General features: G+C 49.2%; 23 protein-coding genes. 19 read left to right on the top strand and 4 right to left on the bottom strand.

Going from position 1 to position 21303, the window contains the following annotated elements:
• The 5 genes from LRL22_RS18220 to LRL22_RS18200 all read left to right on the top strand — a co-directional run.
• Positions 1–624, top strand: a 624-nt coding sequence (locus tag LRL22_RS18220; protein ID WP_270906043.1) for a hypothetical protein, incomplete at its 5' end; no start/stop codon positions are given.
• A gap of 68 nt (positions 625–692) precedes the next feature.
• Positions 693–1742 carry a hypothetical protein gene (locus LRL22_RS18215; RefSeq protein WP_270906042.1) on the top strand — a complete coding sequence of 350 codons (1050 nt, stop codon included), beginning with the start codon at positions 693–695 and terminating at the stop codon, positions 1740–1742.
• Positions 1743–1982: 240 nt separating this feature from the next.
• Complete coding sequence (locus tag LRL22_RS18210; RefSeq protein WP_270906041.1) at positions 1983–2780, top strand: hypothetical protein; 798 nt, start codon at positions 1983–1985, stop codon at positions 2778–2780.
• A 225-nt stretch (positions 2781–3005) separates the two neighbouring features.
• Positions 3006–3581: a hypothetical protein gene (locus tag LRL22_RS18205; RefSeq protein WP_270906040.1), complete on the top strand. Its 576-nt coding sequence runs from the start codon at positions 3006–3008 to the stop codon at positions 3579–3581.
• Between the two features lie 246 nt (positions 3582–3827).
• Complete coding sequence (locus tag LRL22_RS18200; RefSeq protein WP_270906039.1) at positions 3828–4016, top strand: hypothetical protein; 189 nt, start codon at positions 3828–3830, stop codon at positions 4014–4016.
• A gap of 132 nt (positions 4017–4148) precedes the next feature.
• On the opposite strand, the gene LRL22_RS18195 is transcribed toward LRL22_RS18200, so the two are convergent.
• Both LRL22_RS18195 and LRL22_RS18190 read right to left on the bottom strand, forming a co-directional pair.
• On the bottom strand, positions 4149–4376 hold the full coding sequence (locus LRL22_RS18195; RefSeq protein ID WP_270906038.1) for a hypothetical protein: 228 nt from the start codon (positions 4374–4376) through the stop codon (positions 4149–4151).
• The gene (locus LRL22_RS18190) at positions 4337–5380 is read right to left on the bottom strand and encodes a reverse transcriptase/maturase family protein (RefSeq protein ID WP_270906037.1); all 1044 of its coding nucleotides are present in this window, start codon (positions 5378–5380) and stop codon (positions 4337–4339) included. The genes LRL22_RS18195 and LRL22_RS18190 overlap by 40 nt, the downstream gene beginning before the upstream one ends.
• On the opposite strand from LRL22_RS18190, the gene LRL22_RS18185 reads away from it, so the two are divergent.
• From LRL22_RS18185 to LRL22_RS18120, 14 genes are all read left to right on the top strand, one after another.
• On the top strand, positions 5379–5795 hold the full coding sequence (locus LRL22_RS18185) for a four helix bundle protein (RefSeq protein WP_270906036.1): 417 nt from the start codon (positions 5379–5381) through the stop codon (positions 5793–5795). The two genes, LRL22_RS18190 and LRL22_RS18185, sit on opposite strands and share 2 nt — an antisense overlap.
• A gap of 25 nt (positions 5796–5820) precedes the next feature.
• Complete coding sequence (locus LRL22_RS18180; protein WP_270906035.1) at positions 5821–6291, top strand: hypothetical protein; 471 nt, start codon at positions 5821–5823, stop codon at positions 6289–6291.
• Between the two features lie 82 nt (positions 6292–6373).
• Positions 6374–7417 carry a sensor domain-containing diguanylate cyclase gene (locus LRL22_RS18175; RefSeq protein ID WP_270906034.1) on the top strand — a complete coding sequence of 348 codons (1044 nt, stop codon included), beginning with the start codon at positions 6374–6376 and terminating at the stop codon, positions 7415–7417.
• Between the two features lie 259 nt (positions 7418–7676).
• On the top strand, positions 7677–8411 hold the full coding sequence (locus tag LRL22_RS18170; protein ID WP_270906033.1) for a hypothetical protein: 735 nt from the start codon (positions 7677–7679) through the stop codon (positions 8409–8411).
• Positions 8412–8449: 38 nt separating this feature from the next.
• Positions 8450–9328 carry a winged helix-turn-helix domain-containing protein gene (locus LRL22_RS18165; protein WP_270906032.1) on the top strand — a complete coding sequence of 293 codons (879 nt, stop codon included), beginning with the start codon at positions 8450–8452 and terminating at the stop codon, positions 9326–9328.
• Positions 9306–9722, top strand: a complete 417-nt coding sequence (locus LRL22_RS18160; RefSeq protein WP_270906031.1) for a hypothetical protein — start codon at positions 9306–9308, stop codon at positions 9720–9722. Before LRL22_RS18165 ends, LRL22_RS18160 begins: the two co-directional genes overlap by 23 nt.
• Before the next feature lies 1 nt (position 9723).
• On the top strand, positions 9724–10029 hold the full coding sequence (locus LRL22_RS18155) for a hypothetical protein (protein WP_270906030.1): 306 nt from the start codon (positions 9724–9726) through the stop codon (positions 10027–10029).
• Positions 10030–10051: 22 nt separating this feature from the next.
• A complete protein-coding gene (locus LRL22_RS18150; RefSeq protein ID WP_270906029.1) occupies positions 10052–11569 on the top strand; it encodes an EAL domain-containing protein in 1518 nt (505 codons plus the stop codon).
• Between the two features lie 369 nt (positions 11570–11938).
• A complete protein-coding gene (locus tag LRL22_RS18145) occupies positions 11939–12697 on the top strand; it encodes a winged helix-turn-helix domain-containing protein (protein WP_270906028.1) in 759 nt (252 codons plus the stop codon).
• Complete coding sequence (locus tag LRL22_RS18140; RefSeq protein ID WP_270906027.1) at positions 12648–13094, top strand: hypothetical protein; 447 nt, start codon at positions 12648–12650, stop codon at positions 13092–13094. The genes LRL22_RS18145 and LRL22_RS18140 overlap by 50 nt, the downstream gene beginning before the upstream one ends.
• 22 nt (positions 13095–13116) lie before the next feature.
• A complete protein-coding gene (locus tag LRL22_RS18135) occupies positions 13117–13980 on the top strand; it encodes a hypothetical protein (protein ID WP_270906026.1) in 864 nt (287 codons plus the stop codon).
• 1091 nt (positions 13981–15071) lie between these two features.
• Entirely contained in the window at positions 15072–15605 is a 534-nt protein-coding gene (locus LRL22_RS18130) for a tetratricopeptide repeat protein (protein WP_270906025.1), read from the top strand.
• 173 nt (positions 15606–15778) lie between these two features.
• Positions 15779–15955, top strand: a complete 177-nt coding sequence (locus LRL22_RS18125) for a hypothetical protein (protein WP_270906024.1) — start codon at positions 15779–15781, stop codon at positions 15953–15955.
• A 283-nt stretch (positions 15956–16238) separates the two neighbouring features.
• A complete protein-coding gene (locus tag LRL22_RS18120) occupies positions 16239–16649 on the top strand; it encodes a hypothetical protein (RefSeq protein ID WP_270906023.1) in 411 nt (136 codons plus the stop codon).
• Positions 16650–16696: 47 nt separating this feature from the next.
• Here LRL22_RS18120 and LRL22_RS18115 read toward each other — a convergent pair whose 3' ends face one another.
• On the bottom strand, positions 16697–17905 hold the full coding sequence (locus tag LRL22_RS18115; RefSeq protein WP_270906022.1) for a tyrosine-type recombinase/integrase: 1209 nt from the start codon (positions 17903–17905) through the stop codon (positions 16697–16699).
• Between the two features lie 262 nt (positions 17906–18167).
• A complete protein-coding gene (locus LRL22_RS18110; protein ID WP_270906021.1) occupies positions 18168–21302 on the bottom strand; it encodes a multidrug efflux RND transporter permease subunit in 3135 nt (1044 codons plus the stop codon).
• Position 21303: the final 1 nt, after the last annotated feature.

Raw genomic sequence — 21303 nt, 5'->3', positions numbered from 1 at the left:
CAGAACCTGACCGCGACTTACGCCTTCAACGCGAACGGCGGTGATACCAACGACAACTCTACTTATGCCTGGGGTAACCAGGGTGAGACAGCGGCTGCAGTGCCGGCAGGTCAAGCCGTGGTCACCAGTGGCGTGGTACCGGCAGTGATGCTGACCACAGCTGATGTGGGTGAAGTGAAGGAAGTGTCGGTGCAGGCCAAGAACGGTCTGGCAGTCACCGGTAACACCGTGACCGTGGATGCGGCTGGCAATGCCTCTGACAGCAATGGTGGTACTGGCGGTGGCGGTAGTGACACCACGGGTGGTACTGACACTGACGGCGATGGCAAGGGCGATACCGTTATCGACCCGGCAGACATCAAAGTGCGCGTCATCTTTACCTCGACCGCGACTGAGGCATTGAACGGCGCTGGTGCCAATGGCCGCCCTGTGGCTAACACCGATGTGATGGCAGCGGAATGCCAAGTGGCGGGTGAGCCAGCCTATGCCACCTGTGACGGTCGTTTCGACCTGCAGTGGTATGCCGATGGCATGCCTGTAATAGGTGCAACCATGGTGACTTATACCCCAGGCTCGGCAGAGCAGGGCCAGGAAGTGACTGTCGAAGCAATCTTAAAACCCTGATGAAGTAATTATTTTCGGCCTTATTGCTGAGGCCAAAAATATAATTTTGATGTAACAAGGAAATATAAATGAACTTTAATAAGAATCTGTTGGCTGTACTTATTTCTTCTTCTCTGGTTGTCAGCGCCGCCCATGCAGCAATGTCATCGCCCACCCCTAAAGTGGTCGGTCATAAGCCGGTGCTGGCCTATAACGGCACCCTGCCGGGGGCGATTAAATTGGGTGACACCATTGCCGTCGCTGAAGGGGATTTTGCCTTTACCGACGTGGATGGTGATACCGAAGCGCCCCGCAACTATGTGTGGAAATTAGATGGTGTAGCGACCGCCGTTACTGGCCTGCAGTATGACATTAACTTGGGCGCCACTGGGGATCTAAACAAGCGTCTGACCTTGGTCATTATCCCAGAAACCTCAAATGGTGATCCCAAGGTTGGCGATGAGCTTGTCATTGATTTCGGCACCATTAGTGTCGATCCTACAGCCACCCCAAGTATCTCGGCCCTGGCTATGGCCGGCACCCTGCAGCTGAACCAAAACCTCAGCGCGACCTATGTGTTTAATCCGAATGGTGGCGATATCAACGACCAGTCAACTTATCAGTGGGGTCATGTGGGGGATGACACCCAAACCACCGTAGCGGGCGGTGCCTCTGTTGCTACTTCGCAAGTGGTTGATGATTACACCCTCACCGTTGCCGATATCGGCAAAGTGATTGAACTCTCCGTTCAAGCCAAAAACGGTGCCGGTACCACAGGTAATACCGAAACTGTTACCAGTGCGGGTCTGACCGGAGGTGGTACCGGTGGCGAAGTGGTGAATCCGCTGGATGTCAATGTGCGTATTACCCATAACGCCAGTGGTAGCGAGCCACTCAACGGTCCAGACTTTGCTGGTCGCCCGGTGGTAGGCATCGACTTGATGACCGCCGAGTGTAAGGCTGTCGGTGCGCCAGAGGCAGACTTCACCACCTGTAACACCGGTATCTACGACCTGCAGTGGAAGAGCACCCAGGATGCCGTGACCTTCAGCGATATCACCGGTCAAACCGGTAATACCTATATGCCGCACACTGACCACCAGGGTCTGCAAATTGCGGTAGAAGCCACGGTGAAATAAACCAACTGCAAAACATAGACCGGCGGCCCGCCGCCGGTCTATCTAACGGGCTCAGTGTTGAGCCCGATAACGCAGACCCCTTTTCACCCAATAACAGGGGTGGGCGTTATCGGTGTTCTCTGGTTATATAGCAAGCAATGCCACCAAAACCATATGTGACAGGTTAAGTAATATGAGGGGAAAATCGCTGAGCCTACTTATTTAAACATCAGGTTAAATACCATTGATGCATCAGACATCATGCAGCATCAGCTCAATATGTTAAAGAATAATTCAGGAGTTAAAACAAATAGCATGTACAAGTCAAATTTCAAATTACACTATCCACTGTTGGTAACAGCGGTGGTAATTGGCAGTTCTGCCATTGCCAGCCCCAGCTCACTGACACCGGCTGTTATTGGCCATAAACCCACAGTGGATAATATTTTATTAGATAAAACAGCCCCCGTTCTGGGGGATACGCTGAATGTCACTTACGACTACCAGGATATTGATGGCGATGCCGACGCATCGACCATCAAATGGTTATATAACGGCATAGAAGTGGCTGGGCAAACCGCCAAGCAATATACCCCGGTGCTCAATATCAATACTGGTGTGGGCAATGCCTGTGGTGATTTTCAAGTCGCGGCAGAGGTTACCGCGCAATCCCACACCGGTGACCCTAAACTCGGCACAGCCAAAACCAGTGCGCCTGTTAGCGTTGCTTTAGCAACCATACCCGATTTTACTTTTCCTGATACCACTACTCGCAATTGGGACGATGCAAAGAAATTTTGTGAGGCCAAGGGCATGCAATTGCCCACACGTGCCCAACTGCAAACTGTCTTTAACACTTATACCTCGGGTGGTGCTAACTACGAGATGGCAGAGATATACGGCTGGCCCCTGAACGGCGGTCGCTGCGGCGGGAGTTACTTCATCTACTGGACCAGCGAGGCTCATAGCAGTGGCTACCACTGGGTCGTCCGCATGGACATCGGCACCGCCTACGGCGGCCTCGACACCTTCGACCGCCAGGTGACGTGTGTTCGTTAAGGGTCTTTAGCCTTTAGGTTTTAGCCTTTAACCTTTGTTTTTTTGTTTTTTGCTTTGTTGTTTTTCGCGTGGTTGCTGGCGCGCAAGCGCCAGCTTTTTTAACCCGCCCGTAGGGCGGTCGCGCCATCGGCGTGATAAATCCGCCGACTTCAGGCCGCGCCAACGCGGTCAAACAATTATCCGGTGGCCGTATCAATCGGCCAAATAGAATCGATAAGGAACATAATGAACATTGAGCAACGGTTGCAGTGGGCCGAACGCCCCGAGGGCATCGCCTGTTTTGTCGAGGGGATGTTTGTGCGCTTCTATCAGGGGCAACTGGCTTGGTATTGCCAGCAGGTCAAGCCGATAAAGGTGTGCACCCGCGCCGTCAAAAAGCTGGCGGGCCAGCAAATCTATTATGGCGGGGTACCCAAAGGGCTGTTTGACGCCTGGTTGGCGCACCAAGCCGAAGAGCAATGGATGATAACCCACTACCCGTGGGGCGTGTGGCTAGCCTTGCCGACCCCGCTCGATATCCCGGCCCTGTTGGCCTGGTGCGCCGCCCATGCCGCCCCGCCCATTCGCACATCGCCCAAGCCTGCGAGTGCCTCAACCGTACCCGCAGTTGAGACGGCCGAGGCGGCATGCGATACCGGCAACCAGGTGTTGCAGCAACTGCGTGCACTGCCGCTGGCCGATATCACCCCGCTACAGGCGTTGCAGTGGTTGCACCAGTGGCAACGGCAATTACAGCCAGCGGCCACCCCTTCGTTGTTGTCGCCCGCGCCCCTTGAAAGAGACGCCGCAATGGCGGACTGACCAGATAACCCTTCTTGAGGGGAGGGGTTATCTGGTCAGTCCGGGAGGGACGCTAACCGCCAATGGCGGTGCCAACAGGGTTGGCTGGCTACGGCTGGTCAACAAGGCCCTGAAGCGTAACCGGCTTTCCCCACGTGCTCGATGCCGCCAGCTCGGCCTTGGCTATTGTAATGCCATGGTCAGCTTGCCCCTTGAGTACGTTGCAGGGCGTTTACGTCGCGAGGCGAACAACGATAAACAGTGGGAATGCAAGCAGCTAGAGAGGATTGTTGGCGACGGTGGCCCCTGAACGGCGGTCGCTGCGGCGGGAGTAACAACAACTACTGGACCAGTGAGCCGAACACCAGTGGCAACCACTGGAACGTCAACATGAACAACGGCAACGCCAACAGTAACAACGACACCAACACCAACCAGGTGACCTGTGTTCGTTAAGGTTTACGCCCCGGCTGACCAGCTTGTGGCAAGGCATTGCCACCCCGCGCCCCAGTGGCGGATGCACCACGCAGGCCCATTCTTGTTGGCTGTGGGCCTGCCAGGGATGAGTGGCTATCGCGCGTACTTGCACTAGTGCTTGGGTGGCAAAAAGCATTTTTTGAGTTTGATATGGGTATAGCCCGCATTGGCAGGAATAAAAAAGCCCTTCAGCAGCCCAAAATGCTGGTGATAGAGCTGCTGGCGCAGCCGCCAGTGCTGGCCGTGCTGCAGCAAGCCATAGTAGCTGTTAATAGTGCCCAGCATATTGCGCAGCAGCGTCAGGTCGAGGGTGGGGCGCGCATCTCGGGTCGTGACCACAAGCCCCGCTGCGGGGCTGTCACCCGTGCATCGCTGGGTTGCAACAGTTGGTTAAACCACGCCAACCGTTGTTTGAAAGTGTTGCAGGTGCGCGGCAATAACCAGCAGTGATGGGCAAACACCCGGTAGCCCAGATAACGGGCTCCTTGTGACACCGGCTGCAACTGTTGTTTGCTCGGGTGTAGCAGCAACCCCAGTTCGTTGGCAAGAAAGGCTTTAATCGCCGAGCGCCACTGGTTGAGCTGGGTCGGGGGCGCGGCCATCAGCATCAGGTCATCCATATAGCGCACATAACCTTTGACCTTGAGCTCGTGCTTGATAAACAGATCCAGAGGGTGCAGGTAAAAGTTGGCCAGCATCTGGCTGGTCAAACTGCCGATGGGAATGCCGTGGGTGGCCCCGCGAAAGCACAGCTGTTTGTGTGGCGGAATATGTTTGAGCAGTGCCCGGGCACCGCTGACGGTGTAAGGGTGGCGGCTGGCATCATACAAAAATATCTTGGCGCCAACCTGCCGGAGTAGTTCGCGCCGCACTGCGGATAGCGGGGTGTGGTGCAAGATGGTGTGCCAGCATGTTGCCAGCCCCTCGCGGGGAATGCTGTTGAAATAGCTGTGAATATCCAGCTGTAAAAAATAGTGGTGATGCGGTTGGCGCATATGGCGCTGCACTTTTTCAATGGCGGCGAGCGCCCCTTTGCCCTTGCGACAGGCGTAGGTGTCGTCGATAAAGCGCTTTTCAAGGGTCGGCTCGATATGGTTGACCAACCACTGCTGCACAATGCGATCGGCAAAGGCCGGGGCAAAAATCTCCCGCAGTTTGGGCTCGCTCACCGCAAAGCGGGTGTGGGCCAGCGGCTGATAACGTTGTTGCAGGATATCTGTGGCCAATTGCTGACAGCTGCTGGCCAGTTCGAGCAGGGCAATTGATTTTTGTACGCTGCTGCCGCACTGCTTTGCCGCAGCCAGTAGTTCACGTGTTAACGATAATTCGGTGATAACGTCCATGCGCAGTGAATTTAAACATCCCAAGGTCTATGCCGATATTGTGGCATTGTACGGACTTTATTGGCCGTTGCATCAACACCTGCCCAAAGGGGTGCGCTATACCACGGGGGAGCAGATATTAACTGAACTCACCCAGAGTTTGCGTAGCGTCGTCAGGGCCAACCAGGTAGATAAAAGCTGTGAGCAAGCCCGAAAGCGAGCGATAGCTTATTTGGCCGATGTGCGAGCCTCAATGGAAATCATTCAGGCATTGTTGACGCTCTGTTGGCAATTAAAGTGGCTATCACACGGGGCTTTGGCCCTGCTTGCCGCCCGGATTTCACAAATTTCCCGCCAGACCACCCGTTGGCAGCAGTGGTTTGTGGCACCCCCGGTCAGTGCACCGCCATTATCAAACCTGAAACCTGAAACCTGAAATCATGAATTGGGGAGATAGCAGTATGAAATATTCAATGCCGCGTATCATTCAACGATGGCTGTTATTGGGGCTAATGGTGACCCCAACCGTATTTGCCGAACCGGTACTGCATGTGCTGTTTCATATGGGGGCGGGTGCCAATGGCCAGTTCTTTGTCGGGGGGACCCTGGAGAACAAAGGGGATCAAGATATCTATCAGGGCTTTGTGGTGATCACCCCGCTCAGCAAAGCCTGTTACCCCCAACAGCCAGTGTTGTCCTCATTTGGCGTAATTAAAGCGGGACAAAAACAGGAATTCAGAATTCCTGTCACGGGGCGTTTGCACGGTTATAAACTCGATACCGTGCATGCCGTCGACAGCTTTGCCAATCCTGTCTCGGTCATCGATGACACTGCGGCCATTATGGCCAGCAAGCAAGAAGCCTATCTTGCCCGCTGTATGCAGAGCAGGGCAGAACAGCATCAAGATCAGCCAATCAAGGCCACGCCATAGCATAACGGTGACAAAGAAATATGAAAAATATTCAGAATGGATAAGTATGAAATAACTGACTGGTTAGTTTCATCTTTATATCATGGCTGATTCAGTTATTCCTCATGTCAGATATTGCCAGAGCGGATATCATTTATCGACTCAAGATGAAAAAGAGCATTGTTGGAATTGGGTAAAAAGGGATGGTCAGAATTATGCCATGGGCAGTAGTGTGATGATAAATTCTGCAGTGACTTTTCGAATCGAAAAAATAGTAACCTTTGCCTGTCACCTGCTGGGTATGTCATCGGCAATGGTGCGTTTATATCTTGGCCGAGGTCAGCACCAGGATATTACTGTTAATGATGAGCTGGCATCACTTGACGGCTTGGTTGATTGTCATGAAAAAATAGACATTAACTCAACCCTCCTGCTGCCAGACATGCGACAGCATACCGGGTTTGGCGCACTGTCATCTGCAAGTAAGGCGGTAGATTGGCGCGCATTTATTGCCCTACCACTTGTTGATAGCCAGCAAAATTCGCTGGGTTGTCTCTATGTTGTTGGCAAAGACCCGGTTATGTTCGATGCAAGCCATCAACGATGGCTAGAAGATGCCAAACAGGTGATAGAAAGCGAGTTGCAGTGTGCCGCGCAAGCAACCTTGGATCATTTAACCTCCTTGCTCAACCGTGAAGCATTTATACAACGGGTTAATCAGCAATTATTACAACACTACCATGCCAGGCAAGCGTGCTTAGTGGTGTTTATGGATCTCAATGGCTTTAAAAAAATCAATGATCGCTATGGCCATGGTGAGGGTGACCGGGCATTGGTCTATTTTTCTGAGCTGATCAAAAAAGGGTTTCGCCAGACGGATATCACGTCTCGTTTTGGTGGGGATGAGTTTGTCCTGTTTTTACCCCGTGCCAAACCCCATCATGGGCTCGCGTTATTGACAAGATTCAGGAGCCGGGTGACGCAATTCAATCAGCAGTCTGGCTTGCCTTATCATCTAGAATTTTCCGCAGGCCTGACCTGTTATCATGGCAACGATGCCCCCAATCTTGACTGGCTATTGCGAGATGCTGATGCAGATATGTATAGACATAAAAGCAAGTTGCAGCTGATGGCAAAAAGAACATGATGTCGTTATAAACTGGGTAACGCATCCCCTCGCAGACGCTTGATCTTATCTTGTTGTTTTACAATGACTTTCATTATTTCACTTTTTTATCATCAACAAATCATCATTCATTCACGCCTGTTTCAGGTTGTTTGGTTATCTTGCCTGCAGTTTTTAATCGCGGGCTTAACGTATTGCTGTTTTGCACTGCGTCAAGCCTGACCATCATATTGTAAACACCATACTTTAAACGCTATGTGAAAATAAGAGGGCATATTCTATGTTTGGCGGTCGCCTGCCTGAATGGGTAAGAGTCAAGCGTCTGGCGAATGAGCCGTCGTGGTCACTATTCATCTCAATTATCGCATCAATACTTTTACTGTACTTGGTGTTTGTGATATCTCGCAATATGTTACTTTTGGCGACCACCCCGGATCTGCAAGTCCAGCTTATTCATGTGACCTTGCAATTGTTCTTCCTCATACTTTTTTGGGGAGGCGCTAACTATTTCATTTTTTGTTTTTATCGCAACAGACCTGCAATCTATCCAGAGGCGATACCGGAGCTTGCGGTCGTTGAGACTATGCTAACAGAGCACTTTACCATGCATCATCAACAACCTGAGTTAGTTGAGTTTACTCAACAAATGATATCATTGAGTAATGATCTGCAGCAGCGTCTAAACGATTTGATTCAGACAAGTAACCACTATCATATTTATTGTTCTCCAAAGCTGGCAGCTGAAAACAACGATGCTGATTTTTTTGATGCACTCGATGATCGGCAAATACAATTAAAAGACGCTCACTTTCGTTATGAGTTATCATTGCTGCAGCAATTGAGTTCTGATTTGGACTACATGGTCAATCACCTTTATCTTCAGGTCTCGAGTAAACAAGATGTGTTGTTAGCACAGCAACGTCATATTTTGCAATTGCTGAGTAATCGCAAAAAATTACGAGAGTCATATCGTGATCATGCCCTGACTGCCACGGTAAATTATCAATCTGCATAGCCAGTCAATATGTCTAACGAGAACAAGGTGTGTATATCATGCTGGTGTTATGTGCTGAAACTGGCAGCGTAAAATATAATGGTGAGCTAGTTGCGCGTCTTGGCAAAAGTGAAACCTTGGTATTGTCTGCATTAATTGTGCATGCTGGTGAGTTGCTCACAAAAGACAAACTGCTTGATATTGGTTGGCCAAATAAGGTCGTCGCCCCAAATTCATTGACTGCTGCCATTAAGCAGATCAGAAAAGCAATCAAGCACATCGAGCATGAAGTGTTAATCGAGACTGTCTATCGGCGTGGTTATATTCTGCATAATTCCGCCGATACCCCTATCTCGATTATCAATGGCGACCCGATCCTTGGTGCTGAAATGGAGCCGCTGGCCAAGCCGGTCGAAGATGTGGCGGGACAGGATACGGCTGTAGTAGCAGCCAATGTTGCAGCAACGCAGATGACGGTTACATCAGATGAGCCAGTCGTTGCCGCTGTAGAGCACCCTCCTACCAGTGAGGATGACGCTGATATGCAAGGTGACCCCAATGCCTTACCGTCAGTGCCTGCTGCTCCTGAATGGGCGTCGAACAGTACCGAGCCATCACGCGATGAAAAAGTTGTGTTAGCCGCATCGCGAAGTACCAGTGCTGAAACAAGAGTGAAACGGCCGCTGTCGTTGAGCAGTGTTAAAAAATATATTATTTATTTTTATTTTATTATCGTCGTCGGATTGGCATATGTCGTCTATGTTGCCAGGGCTGAAATGTCTTGTCTCACCATTGCAGAGGCGAATGTATGCGGTGTTTTTGAGTTACCAGGATATAAGCATACACGAGTTGTTGAGTTGATTGGTGATCGCACAGGTAATTTTTATTATGGCTATAATAACAAGCTCGAAAGTATTGAAGTTCATCAAGTACACTAGCCTGTTGTGGGTATCACTTTACGCTATCCATCCTTTTATTAATGGTGCGGGTTGTGATTTTCAGCTTCAGGCAAGCGATGACACAATAGACCGCTATATGACATGTAGCCATGGCATGCTCAAGGCTGTAGAAAAGCATAAGCAGTCAGGACGTTACATCACCTATAACGGAGTGTATGGTCGTTCCGGTGATAATGTCGTTATATTCGTTTATAGAGTGACAGACTTCAATAATCAGCCATTTGAATCATTTCAGCCTGGGCACTTCTTGAAATCTCGTCATATTCATGTTGCCAAGCATATTCCAGCAGCAGATCGTGACTGGGTTTTAGCAAGAGCCCCAATATATCAAATATATTCAGCCAAAAGAATTGGAAAATTAGGATGGTGGTAATATGTCAATGTCGATTTTAAACCAGTTAGATAAAATTTGTCGGTCGCTGGAGGTGCAGCAAAAGCGTCATCAACAACATCCTGAGTTTTTTCGGGATCAGGTGATCAACATCAAGGCATCAGCAGACTTGCTAAAAGTGCCTGATTTTTACGCATATCTGATGCCATTTTGTTTTCAGCTGCGCTTGTCTATATCAATTATAAAATCATCAGATGGCGGACCCAGTAATGAAAAGATCATTTCAGATAACATCAGAATGATAGAGCGATTGGGCATCCCTGTCCTTCATTCTGCAACCTGCCAATAGCCTTATAGATGAGAGTCTTGTTATGACCAGCCTAAAGCGGGCAAGGTTTGCGATTTCATTGCTTGTCACATTGGCGTTCATGATTCTGGTCGGGATGCGGTTCTTGCCGGAATGGATTTTTAAGTGGCAATTTGAGAAGCAGCTTGACTATATCGTTGAGCACCAAAGTATCAGAGAGCGTGAGATCCAGCAGGTTATGCAAGGCTTGTTTGAGTCATTGGCATTTAGCTGTTCGGAAAACGATCGCCGACTGTTGCAACTACCAAGATATAAGAGTCGCTATATTTTATTAACCGGCGTGACGACTGCAGAAGGTAAGACATGTTCCAGTTTGGGGCAGCGATTCACCTTTCCGTTACAAGACTTGGCTGATCGTTCTGCTGGTTTGCGCAACACCTTCTTTTTTAGAGTGGGTGACTTTCATGACTCACTGCAGAAGTTAGTCATTACCTATCGTCATGACCAGGCGGTGTTGTTTGTAGTGCTCAGTTCAGAAAGTTTTTATCGGTTGCTGGATCAGGCATGTGAAGATTGCTTTTATATCGAGTTTTCATTCGCCGATCAGGTCGCGTTGGAGATTGGTGAACCCAACATTAAACACGATGAAAATTTACACAAGCATACATTTAAAGCGGCCAATAGTGAGCTTGATATTACTGTTTTTGCGGGTGACAGATTACAACAATCAGCCTATCAAGAGTTGTATAAAAAGGGGGGGCTTATTCTTTTGATTTTAGTTGTGTCAGGGGGGGGGGCTTTTTTATCGATCTATATGAGGCGTACTACCTTGACCGCAAAAATCAAAAGTGCCATACAGAATAAAGATTTCATCCCCTATTATCAGCCAATTATCGATGTTGCTAAGAATAAAGTAGTTGGGGCAGAAGTATTGATCCGTTGGCAAGAAAGTGGTGAATGGATTTCTCCCGATCAGTTTATCTGTTGCGCAGAGGACAGTGGCCTGATCATGCCTGTCACTCAGGTGCTGTTCGACAAAGTACTCGCTGATATTCAACGTTTGCCTGACGATATATGGTTGAGTATCAATATCAGCGCTAAACATTTCGATGCTGATCATTTGTTGGAGCTACTATCTGGTATTAGCCCTGAACAGGCTAGTCGGATAACTCTTGAAATTACCGAGCGTCATCCGATCAAAGATGTAGAAGATGCTGCAGTTAAAATAAAAGCATTACACAAGCAAGGTTTTGAATTTAAACTGGATGATTTCGGTACCGGTTATGGTGGTGTGGCCTATTTACAACTGCTTGGCATCAGAAGCATCAAGATTGACAAGATGTTCATCGATACCATCGGTACTGCTGATTTCAAAGCGGGAGTGCTGGAGTCGATCATTGCGTTTGGTATTGAATCTGGTTACGAGATGATCGCTGAAGGTGTAGAGACAGCGGAACAGGCTAGCTTCCTTGCCAGCAAAGGTATTGTGCTTCACCAAGGTTATTTTTATGGTAAGCCGAAGCCATTGCGTGATTTCATCAAGCATTATCAGTCGTTTGGCAGGATCACCTTTAGTGACTAATGTAAAAAATATTGAATAGCACTGTTCCTGATAAATAGTGTTTGGTGAAAGCTAATTGATATATTTTTGTTTAACACTCTTTGCCGAGTGGAACGAATGCTTTTTGGAAGGATTAATAAATTAATTAAGGTGGTGGATTCATTCACTTGTTAAGTCAATATCAAATGCTCATATTAATGCAGAGTTGATATTTATTAATTCAATAATCGTCTTTGTTGTCTCCTTGGGTTCTCTATTGAGCCCTTGATGGACTGCGAGACGTAATAATAATTACGTGTAGTGTATTGCGTAACCGATCATCTCGCGTTTATTATTTTATTAAAAGTAAAAGCGTGTACGCATCATCTGCTGAGTATGACTGGGGGAGCAATGCTTGAGTTGAATACTGTTTCTGGTGAGCTGGTTTGGTGTGGTAAGCCGCTTGCCAGATTGAGCCGAAGCGAAACCTTGCTCCTTAGCCATTTCATCGAGCATGCTGAGTTGCTGAGGTCACAAGATGATCTGCTAAGTGCGGGATGGCCGAAGAGCATAGTTGCCCCTAATACTCTGGTGGTGGCAATCAAAAATATCAGGAAAAACCTATCGGAAACTGGCTCATCGATTGAAACTGTTCATCGTCGTGGATATATATTTCATCCAGGTAAAGAGGCCGCTCGGATCATCTCCAGTCTGACAGAATCCTGCTTGGAGGAGCCAGAGATGAGGAGTGATACGCAAGATGATACAGAGGCTTTTGATACCACTTTGATTGAAGACAACGTGGCAATAAGGGGCAATGAGAAGATATCATCAGATTTGCAAGAGCGTGTCCTAGCCAGCAAAAAAAGTAACAACCATTTATTTGCCAAAGTTCGTGAGCTGTCAAGATTTAATTTGCTCCGTTCCTTAGCGTTAAAAATATTTTTCTATGCATTGTCGTTGGTTATGTTAGTTGTTGCTATTTTTGTATATGACTCAACGCATGAGTGGTATTGTTATCAAGTCGAAGATGCTTCTGTGTGTGGGATATTTATCTTGGACAGTGCTCAGCAGCAGGTAATTAAAGCAGAGCTGAATGGAAAATCTGGAGAATTTTTATATGGATATGAAAATGATTTATCAAAACTCAAGGTATATAAAATATATTAGTTTTACATTGCTGGTTGGTTATGCAATACACCCATTTATCAACGGGCTAGGTTGTAATTATCATGCCCAATCAGATGATAGTAAATTGAATTTCTATACAACATGTAAGTTTGGCTTGATCGAGTCAGTTGTAAAAAACAAGATGACTGATAAGTTGGTTTCATTCAAAGGGATCTATGGTAAGAGTGGCAATACTGTTTTCTTTTTGACATATAAAATTGATGTTCTTTCCAGCCAAGAACCAAGAGTTAAAAATATAACTGAGTTATATACATCAAATAGGGTTTTTGTTTCTAAAGTGATCAAAAATAGTGATGGTTCAGATTGGGTTTTGCTTCAACACCCATATTATACAGTACACAAATCAAAGCATGTAGGACGGTTTTCGATTTTTTAGACAGTTTAATTTAAGAGGCTATATGATACGAGTTATTAGTTGGTTGCTATTTTTTATGTACGTTGTGCATAGCCATGCTGTCGTATCTTCATTGACTCCTGCTTTGATAGGCCATAAGCCAGTATTTGTACCTGAGTATAAGGGGCGTTTATTGGTTGGCGACAGAATTGAATTTGTCCCAGGTTATTATGACGCAGATGGCGATCTGCCATCACCGGATATGAATTATCATTTTTATATCTCAACGATTGATGGAGAGTTGATTCAATCATTGCAGTATGGTCACTCATTGTCACTTTTCCTGACACCACAGATGAGTGGAAAATATATAGCAGTCAGAGCTCAACCACGTTCAATTAGCGGGGGCCCGGATCAAGGGGATGAGGTGACTTATGTACTGCCTTATCCAGTTGGTCATTTGCAGGGGGTCACGGCACTGGGTGCGGGGCTCTATGTCGGCAGTGATGGCCGTCAATGCATTCTAGATGGCGCTTGGACAACTGGATATTCTCCAAACTGTGTCGTTTATCGCCTGGAGCTGCAAAATTTTGGTTGGGTTGCACATGAGACATTTTTTGAAGTCTCTTACAGCACCTCGTTTGCTGCTAGAAAATTTGTTTTCCGTGGCTATTGGCGACAAAGTAAGCCTGGCTCACTCGGGGTCTGGGCCGTATATGGATGTCATGACATAACATGTAGCCACCCAGAAAAAATAACAGAAAGTAAGCCATTATCATTTGCTGATGGTAATAATATTACCAATGGTGAGCTGAGAGTGATAAATGTCAGACCCTATTATCGATATCGCTTTGTCTATGAAGGTGGTGCGGTTGATGCAAATGGTGGGAAAGGATCAGGGTCTTTTAATGAAATCGAGATTGAATAATATACATTTAGGTGAATAGATTACAGGCTGACGTTCCTTTCTTTGGTGCTTTACTATTTGGAACAACTACTTAGGATATCCTAAAAGCGCTCTTAGTGATTGCTACCATGCGATATCATTCGTGATTTTTAATTTTTCAGATAAATTTCACTTTTACATCATGTGTTATTGTTTGTTTCAATGCATAGTGTTTATGCCTGAAAGCAATAGTATATTGCTATTGTGGTGATGCGTGTGCGAGCATCTTTTTATTCATTGTTTGGTTTCACCTATCCTGCTGATAAATTGGGAAGTTTTTAGCCTCGCGTAAGCGGGGCTTTTTTTATCTGTGTGTTATGTCAAAGAGAATAAGGAACATTATTCGCTTAAACGACAATCAAGACGGCGAGCTAAGCTAACGGGAAAATGTGGTCAAGTTATACATCAGGCTTGGCATTCATAAACAAATCACATCTCGCTCATGATTTTTGTTTACCTGGGAGGCATGTTGTATGTATTGAGCATCACTCTGATGCTCTGATGTAAATTTTTATAGTATAGCTGTAGCTGGGCCTTTGTCTTTTGCAATGCAATGTGTGAATCGCTCTTGGCTTGCTAGACACTTTATCGATGAAGAGGAATTCATTAATACAATAACGGCAGATAGCTGTAAATAGGATGGTCGGTACGCATGCCGGCTAATGGACCTGAACTTTCGCCAGCCTGGCATCTCTTGTAGGCTGGCGCTTTTTCCATTTTGCTATCGCCCTGACCCACGCGGTGCGATTGCAATGAAATAATTAGGGTACTTGGATAGACAGCAGAGATTACCAGCCTATCATGTTTCTAAACTAGTAAAATATGTAAGTGTCCTGAACATTTACAAGACAGAGAATATAGCAGGCATTAGTTTTTTTAAGTATGTAATAGCTAGGGTTGACTATCAATTACAGCTGTTATCATTAATGAGTGTTTATCATGATGCCGAAATACATAGCATACATGATATTGATTATTCTGCTCTAAGGGACAGCAATAGAATTCACTAGATAGGTAATATCAATAGTCCTATTGTGAACGTATAAATTATATTGGCATCGAGGTTGAAGCTCATGAATTCGTTGTTGCTGTTGTTTATTTTAAATTCTAATCTAAATGAGGTGGCGTTGAAACCTGATGTTAAAAATGAATTTTATTTGATACTGGAAGCGGCACAGCAAGGTAATCCCGAAGCTCAATTTACGGTTGGTATTTCATATGACATTGGTGATAAGGTTGAAAAAGACCCTTCACTAGCATTTACGTGGTATTACAAAGCCGCCCAACAGGGGCATCCCGATGCTAAATATAACCTTGGGATTGCTTATGACCATGGTGATGGCGTTGAGCAAGACCATAGTCTTGCTGCAGTGTGGTATAAAAAGGCAGCCCTTAAAGGGCATGTGGAATCGCAATTTAACTTGGGTGTTGCTTATTTATTAGGAGAGGGAGTTGATCGTAATGAAAGTGAAGCTTATCGATGGTTATCTACTGCAGCACTCAATGGTGATGTCGATGCGAAAAATGCACTTTCACTTTTCTTTGCTGAGAAGTCTCATGAAAAGTATCTCATTACTGAGACTGATGTAGTCGGAAAAATAAACTAGAAAAGTTTGATTGTGCATGTGTTTAATTTTAAATGCTATCTGTACTTCGATAATGAGAATCTTGACAAAACCAGGCAACTATTATGTTGGTTATCGACATATTACTCAGCTTGAAATATCAGTCTGTTAATTGATGAGACATATTATCGATAAGATGAATTCGAGAGGAAATCATGAAGCAGTATCAAAACTGGTTAGCTCACTATCTGGTGTGCCGCAGAGATGGAGATCATGCCATGGCTGCAGATTTAGCAGAGAGTATCAGTTCATTCTGGGAGGCCAGAGGAAATAAGGATGAATATGCGAAATGGCAAAAGGTTTATCATGATCACCAACGCAAAATCACTTGACGGACAGGCTAACAAATAATGACAACATTGCCTTTTATGCAGCATTGCATCACTCTTTGCAGGTGCTGATTTTTACTATAGATATATTGTTCGGTGGTTCTGGTCTGAGAGGATTAACCGGAAGTGACAATGACCAATCAAGAACTATAATAGGCCATCAGGTTTCCTGAGTTCTGTCCTTGGAAAATATCTTTTAATGGTAAAGCTAAATATAGGTGGAGCGATATAATATATATTTTTATCTTTCTATCATTTATTGTTAGGCATAGGAGTGAGTTAAAGAATGAAATATCAATCATATTTTTTGGGGGGAGGCATGGAGGATTTCCTCAACTTTATTAGGAACATCACTCCATGTACGATTCTTATCATGTTCGCCAAAATAGCTATAGCAAGGGAGCTATCTGGTATTCATGTCTTTATGGCTTGGGTTTTGATAGCAATTGCACTTTATGGTGCTATTGCAAGTATATGTTTATTCCTGCGAAAAATACACGTTCACTACAGGGTGATTTCATTTTCACCAGTGAAGGGTAGTCATCCGGATGTAATCCTCAACACTATAATGAAAACTATAGAAGTTGTTGGTCTGATGATGTTTATATTGTCTATTTTGTTTTTTATTTCCATATGCATTACATTGGCAAATAAAGGCGCTAATGAATATTTATTGCTGATTGGGTTGATAAAGTAATTATTTATAAATAATTCCGGCAAGAAGCGGCCCTCTGGCCGCTTCTCTTATTTGGCTGGAAGTTCTCCAGCAACAAACTCAGACCATGCATCCATCATGGGACGTCGCTGGTCCAGCAAGTCAGTCCGATGGTAGGCCGCTTCGACCTTATTTTGAACTGTGTGAGCTAATGCCCGTTCAGCGAGATCACGCGCATAACCTTGCTCGCTGCACCAGTCCCGAAAGCTTGAGCGAAAGCCATGAGCAGTTGCCATTCGGCCAGGTGTCGTGCTGGGAGCCTCGACTCTTCTGAGCAGAGTAGTCAGCGCCATATCTGTCAGCGGTACTTGTTTACGTGGAGAGGGGAAAACCCATTCGCCGTGTAGACCCCGTACCTTTCCTAATATGGCTATAGCTTGAAGAGATAATGGAATGCGGTGAATGACTTGTGCTTTCATCCTGTCAGCCGGAATAGTCCAGATTGCTGTGTTTAGGTCGAGCTCATCCCATCGCATTTTTCTGGCCTCGCCAGAGCGGCAGGCTGTCAGGATAACGAATGAAAGAAGGGCACGGCTAACATCAAAACGCTCTGCGTTTGCCAAGTGCTGCTGGTAGAACGTTGGCAGTATCCGCCAATCCATAGCAGGTTGGTGCTGAGTGCGAATTGTTTTACTGGGCTGCATTGGCAAGAGCTTATCCACGACATCGACAGGGTTTGCTTGGCAGAAACCATGAGCCCACGCCCAAGCCATTACAGCATGCAGGCGTTGCTTTACGCGGGTGGCTGTTTCCGGGATCACCAGCCAGATTGGCTGCAGTACACTGGCGATATGTGCCGGGGTGATGGTGTTGATGGGCTGCCGACCGATGACTGGGAAGGCATATTGTTCCAGGGTCGAGAGCCATTGCTTCCCATGTTTGGGATTGCGCCAACCAGGGAGTAGCTGTTGGTGCACCTGGCGAGCCGCAATCTCGATAGTGGGTATCGCTGGCTTAGTGGCTTCTTCTTTCTTCATTTCCAGGGGGTCTAGCCCTTTGGACAGTTGCTCACGCATTAAACGAGCCAGGTTACCTGCATCTGAAATCGAGACTTCGGGGTAGGAGCCTAAGCCAGCATTGCGGCGTTTTCCTGTGATGGGACTGACATATCGCAGCACCCATTTTCCCTTTCCTTTTATCGTTGATGGATGAAGGGCCAGGCCAGTGACCCCACCATGGGGGAGGGGTTTTTCTTCGGGCTTCAGGTTGCGGGCCTTGGTGTCGGTGAGTGTTGCCATTATGCCACCTCTTGGTGAAATCAGTATGCCATCCAGTATGCCATTGAGTGTGCGCTTTTGTTGTATGGCATTGAAAGGGGTTGGACAGGTTTGGTTGTAGTGTATTGATATTAAATGGTTATTTTTATTTCATTGGATTGAGTTGGACTATTTGATAGCGGGCTGTCTCTCCGCCACATACCAAGCCCAACCTGTTTAGCAGGTTGGGCTTTTGCTTTTGGTGATATGCTGAGGGACCATCCGGCTGCCTGTGTATCTGTGGTCATTGATCCGGATGAATGCTGTTGGATGCTCGCTGTGCCCGCCAGGCCTGAATACGCGCCTGGGTGCCGATGATGAAGACAAAAAAGACCGGTACGAAGAAGATGGCCAGCAGGGTGCCGCTGATCATGCCGCCAAACACGCCGGTGCCGATGGCGTGCTGGGTCTCCGCGCTGGCGCCACTGGCGAGCATCAAGGGCACCACCCCGAGGGTGAAGGCCAGCGAGGTCATCAGAATGGGGCGCAGGCGCAGGCGGGCAGCAGTAACAGCCGCATCAAGCAGCGAGCGCCCTTCACTGTGCAACTGGCGCGCAAACTCCACGATGAGGATGGCATTCTTGGCCGACAGACCGATGATGGTGATCATGCCTACTTTAAAGAAGACGTCGTTGGGCATGCCGCGCAGCATCACGGCCGCGACGGCACCGAGCAGGCCCAGCGGCACCACCAGCATCACCGAGAGCGGGATCGACCAGCTTTCATAGAGTGCCGCCAGCACCAGGAAGACCACCAGCGCCGACAGCAGCATCAGCAGGGGGGCCTGCTCGGCCGACTGGCGCTCTTGCAACGACTGTCCCGTCCAGGCCAATGCGAAGCCTGGCGGCAATTGCGCCACCAGACGCTCCATCTCCGCCATCGCCGCTCCGCTGGAGATGCCGGGCGCTGCCCCTCCGGCAATACGCACGGCAGGGAAGCCATCGAAGCGCATCATCTGTTGCGGCGATTCGCGCCATTCCGGTGTCACCACCTCCCGCAGGGGCACCATGCCGCCGCTGGCATTGCGCACCCGCAGGCCGAGCACGTCATCGAGCTGCATGCGCGCCGACGCGTCGGCCTGCAGAATGACCTGCTGCATGTGCCCGCCGTTGGGGAAGTCGTTGACGTAGAGCGACCCCATTGCGGCCGACAGGGTACTGCTCACGCTGGCGAACGAGAGTCCCATGGCTTCGGCCTTCTGTCGGTTGATCTCGAGGTGAATGCTCTCGCCGGGAGGCAGATTGTCGGGATACACATCACTGACTACCTGGCTTTTGGCAGCCAGTTCCAGCAGTTGGGCCTGAGCGGCCAGCAGCGCGGCTTCCCCCCGATTGGCCCTGTCTTGAAGGAACAGGGTGAAGCCGGAGGCGGTGCCCAGCTCGTCGATGGCGGGCGGCAGCAGGCTCATTACCGTGCCTTCAGGAATATTTGCCATGGCTGCTTGTGCCAGATCTGCCTCTTCGGCTGCCGTGGCACCATGACGCTGATCCCAATCTTTGAGCATGGTGAAGGCTATGGCCGCATTGGGGCCTGCGCCGGAGAAGCTGAAGCCCTGCACCACCAGGTTGGTGTCCAGCGCCTCGCGAGAGGCGACGTGAGCCTCGAAGGCCTTGACCACCTCAAGAGTACGCTCGCTGGTGGCGCCGGTCGGCAGCTGGATGGAGGTCATGAAGTAGCCCTGATCCTCGTCCGGCAGGAAAGAGGAGGGCAGCTGGGCGGCGCCGATGGCCAGCACGGCGCAGAGGGCGGCAAAGGTTGCCATCATCCGTCCGCTGCGCCCGACCAGCTGGGTTACCCGCGCACCGTAGCCTGCCGTGAACCGCTCGAAACCCCGGTTGAAGGCACCGAAGAAGCCGCGCTTCTCATGATGATCCGGACTGACCGGACGCAGCAGGGTGGCGCAGAGCGCAGGCGTCAGGGTCAGGGCGAGGAAGGCCGAAATCAGGATCGACACCGCCATCGACAGTGTGAACTGCTGGTAGATGACCCCCACCGAGCCGCTGCCAAACGCCATGGGAAGGAACACCGCCGTGAGCACCAGGGTGATGCCGATCACCGCCCCGGTGATCTCTTTCATGGCCTGCGACGTCGCCTCCCGGGGCGACAGCCCCCAGGTAGCCATCAGGCGCTCGACGTTCTCCACCACCACGATGGCGTCGTCGACTATGATGCCGATGGCCAGCACCATGCCGAACATGGTGAGAGAGTTGATGGAAAAGCCGGCCAGCAGCATCACCGCGAAGGTGCCAAGCAGAGCGATGGGGGCGACGATGGCCGGGATCAGGGTGTAGCGCAGGTTCTGCAGGAAGAGAAACATCACCAGAAACACCAGCACCATGGCTTCCAGCAGGGTGTGGATCACCTTTTCGATGGAGACCTTGACGAAAGGGGCCGAGTCAAACGGGATCGAATAGGCCATGCCCGCTGGCAGGGTGGGAGCTAGCTGGGCGAGACGGGTGCGCACCGCATCGGCGGTACGCACGGCGTTGGCGCCGGGGGAGAGCTGGATGGCGGCGCTGGTAGCAGCCACGCCGTTCTCGCGGTTGGAAAAGGCGTAGGATTGCGCCCCCAGCTCGACCCGGGCGACATCACCCAGCACCAGCTTGGCGCCATCACCACCTGCTCGCAGCACGATGGCGGCGAACGCCTCGGGGGTCGTCAGTTGGCCTTGAACCGTGAGGGGAACCGTCAGGCGCTGGCCCGGCAGGGCGGGTTCGTCGCCGAGGCGCCCCGGTGCAATCTGGATGTTCTGCTGCTCGATGGCCTGTGCCACCTCGCCGATGGTCAGCCCGTAGGCGGCGAGTTTGGCCGGATCTACCCAGATGCGCATGGCCTGTTCGGCGCCGAACAGTTGCACTCGTCCTACCCCGTCGATGCGGCGCAGCTCCTGCACAATATTGCGTGCCATGTAGTCGTTGAGGGCAACCTCATCGAAGCGGCCATCCGGTGAGGTCATGCCGACCATCATCAGAAAGCCGGATGAGGCGGACTCCACCTGCAGGCCGGTTTGCCGTACCGCTTGTGGCAAGCGAGGCTCGACCGCCTTGATGCGGTTTTGCACGTCCATCTGGGCAAGCTCCGGATCGGTGCCCGGCTTGAAGGTGGCGGTGATCTGCGCGCTGCCCGAGGCGTCCACAGAGGACTCGAAGTAGAGCAGGTTCTTCACTCCCGACAGCTCGCGCTCGATCAGGCTCACCACCGCATCGTTCAGGGTCTGCGGCGTGGCGCCCGGATAGGCGGCATAGAGGGTCACCGATACCGGCGCCACCGAGGGGTAGCGGGAGATGGGGAGCTTGGGGATGGCGATGACCCCTGCCAGCACGATGAAGAGGGCGATCACCCAGGCAAACACCGGGCGATGGATAAAAAACTGCGGCATG

Source organism: Aeromonas sp. PI_26, assembly GCF_027854445.1.
Taxonomy (GTDB): domain Bacteria; phylum Pseudomonadota; class Gammaproteobacteria; order Enterobacterales; family Aeromonadaceae; genus Aeromonas; species Aeromonas veronii.
The sequence above is the reverse complement of the archived record's forward strand: the minus strand, read 5'-3'. Positions and strand labels throughout refer to the sequence as shown.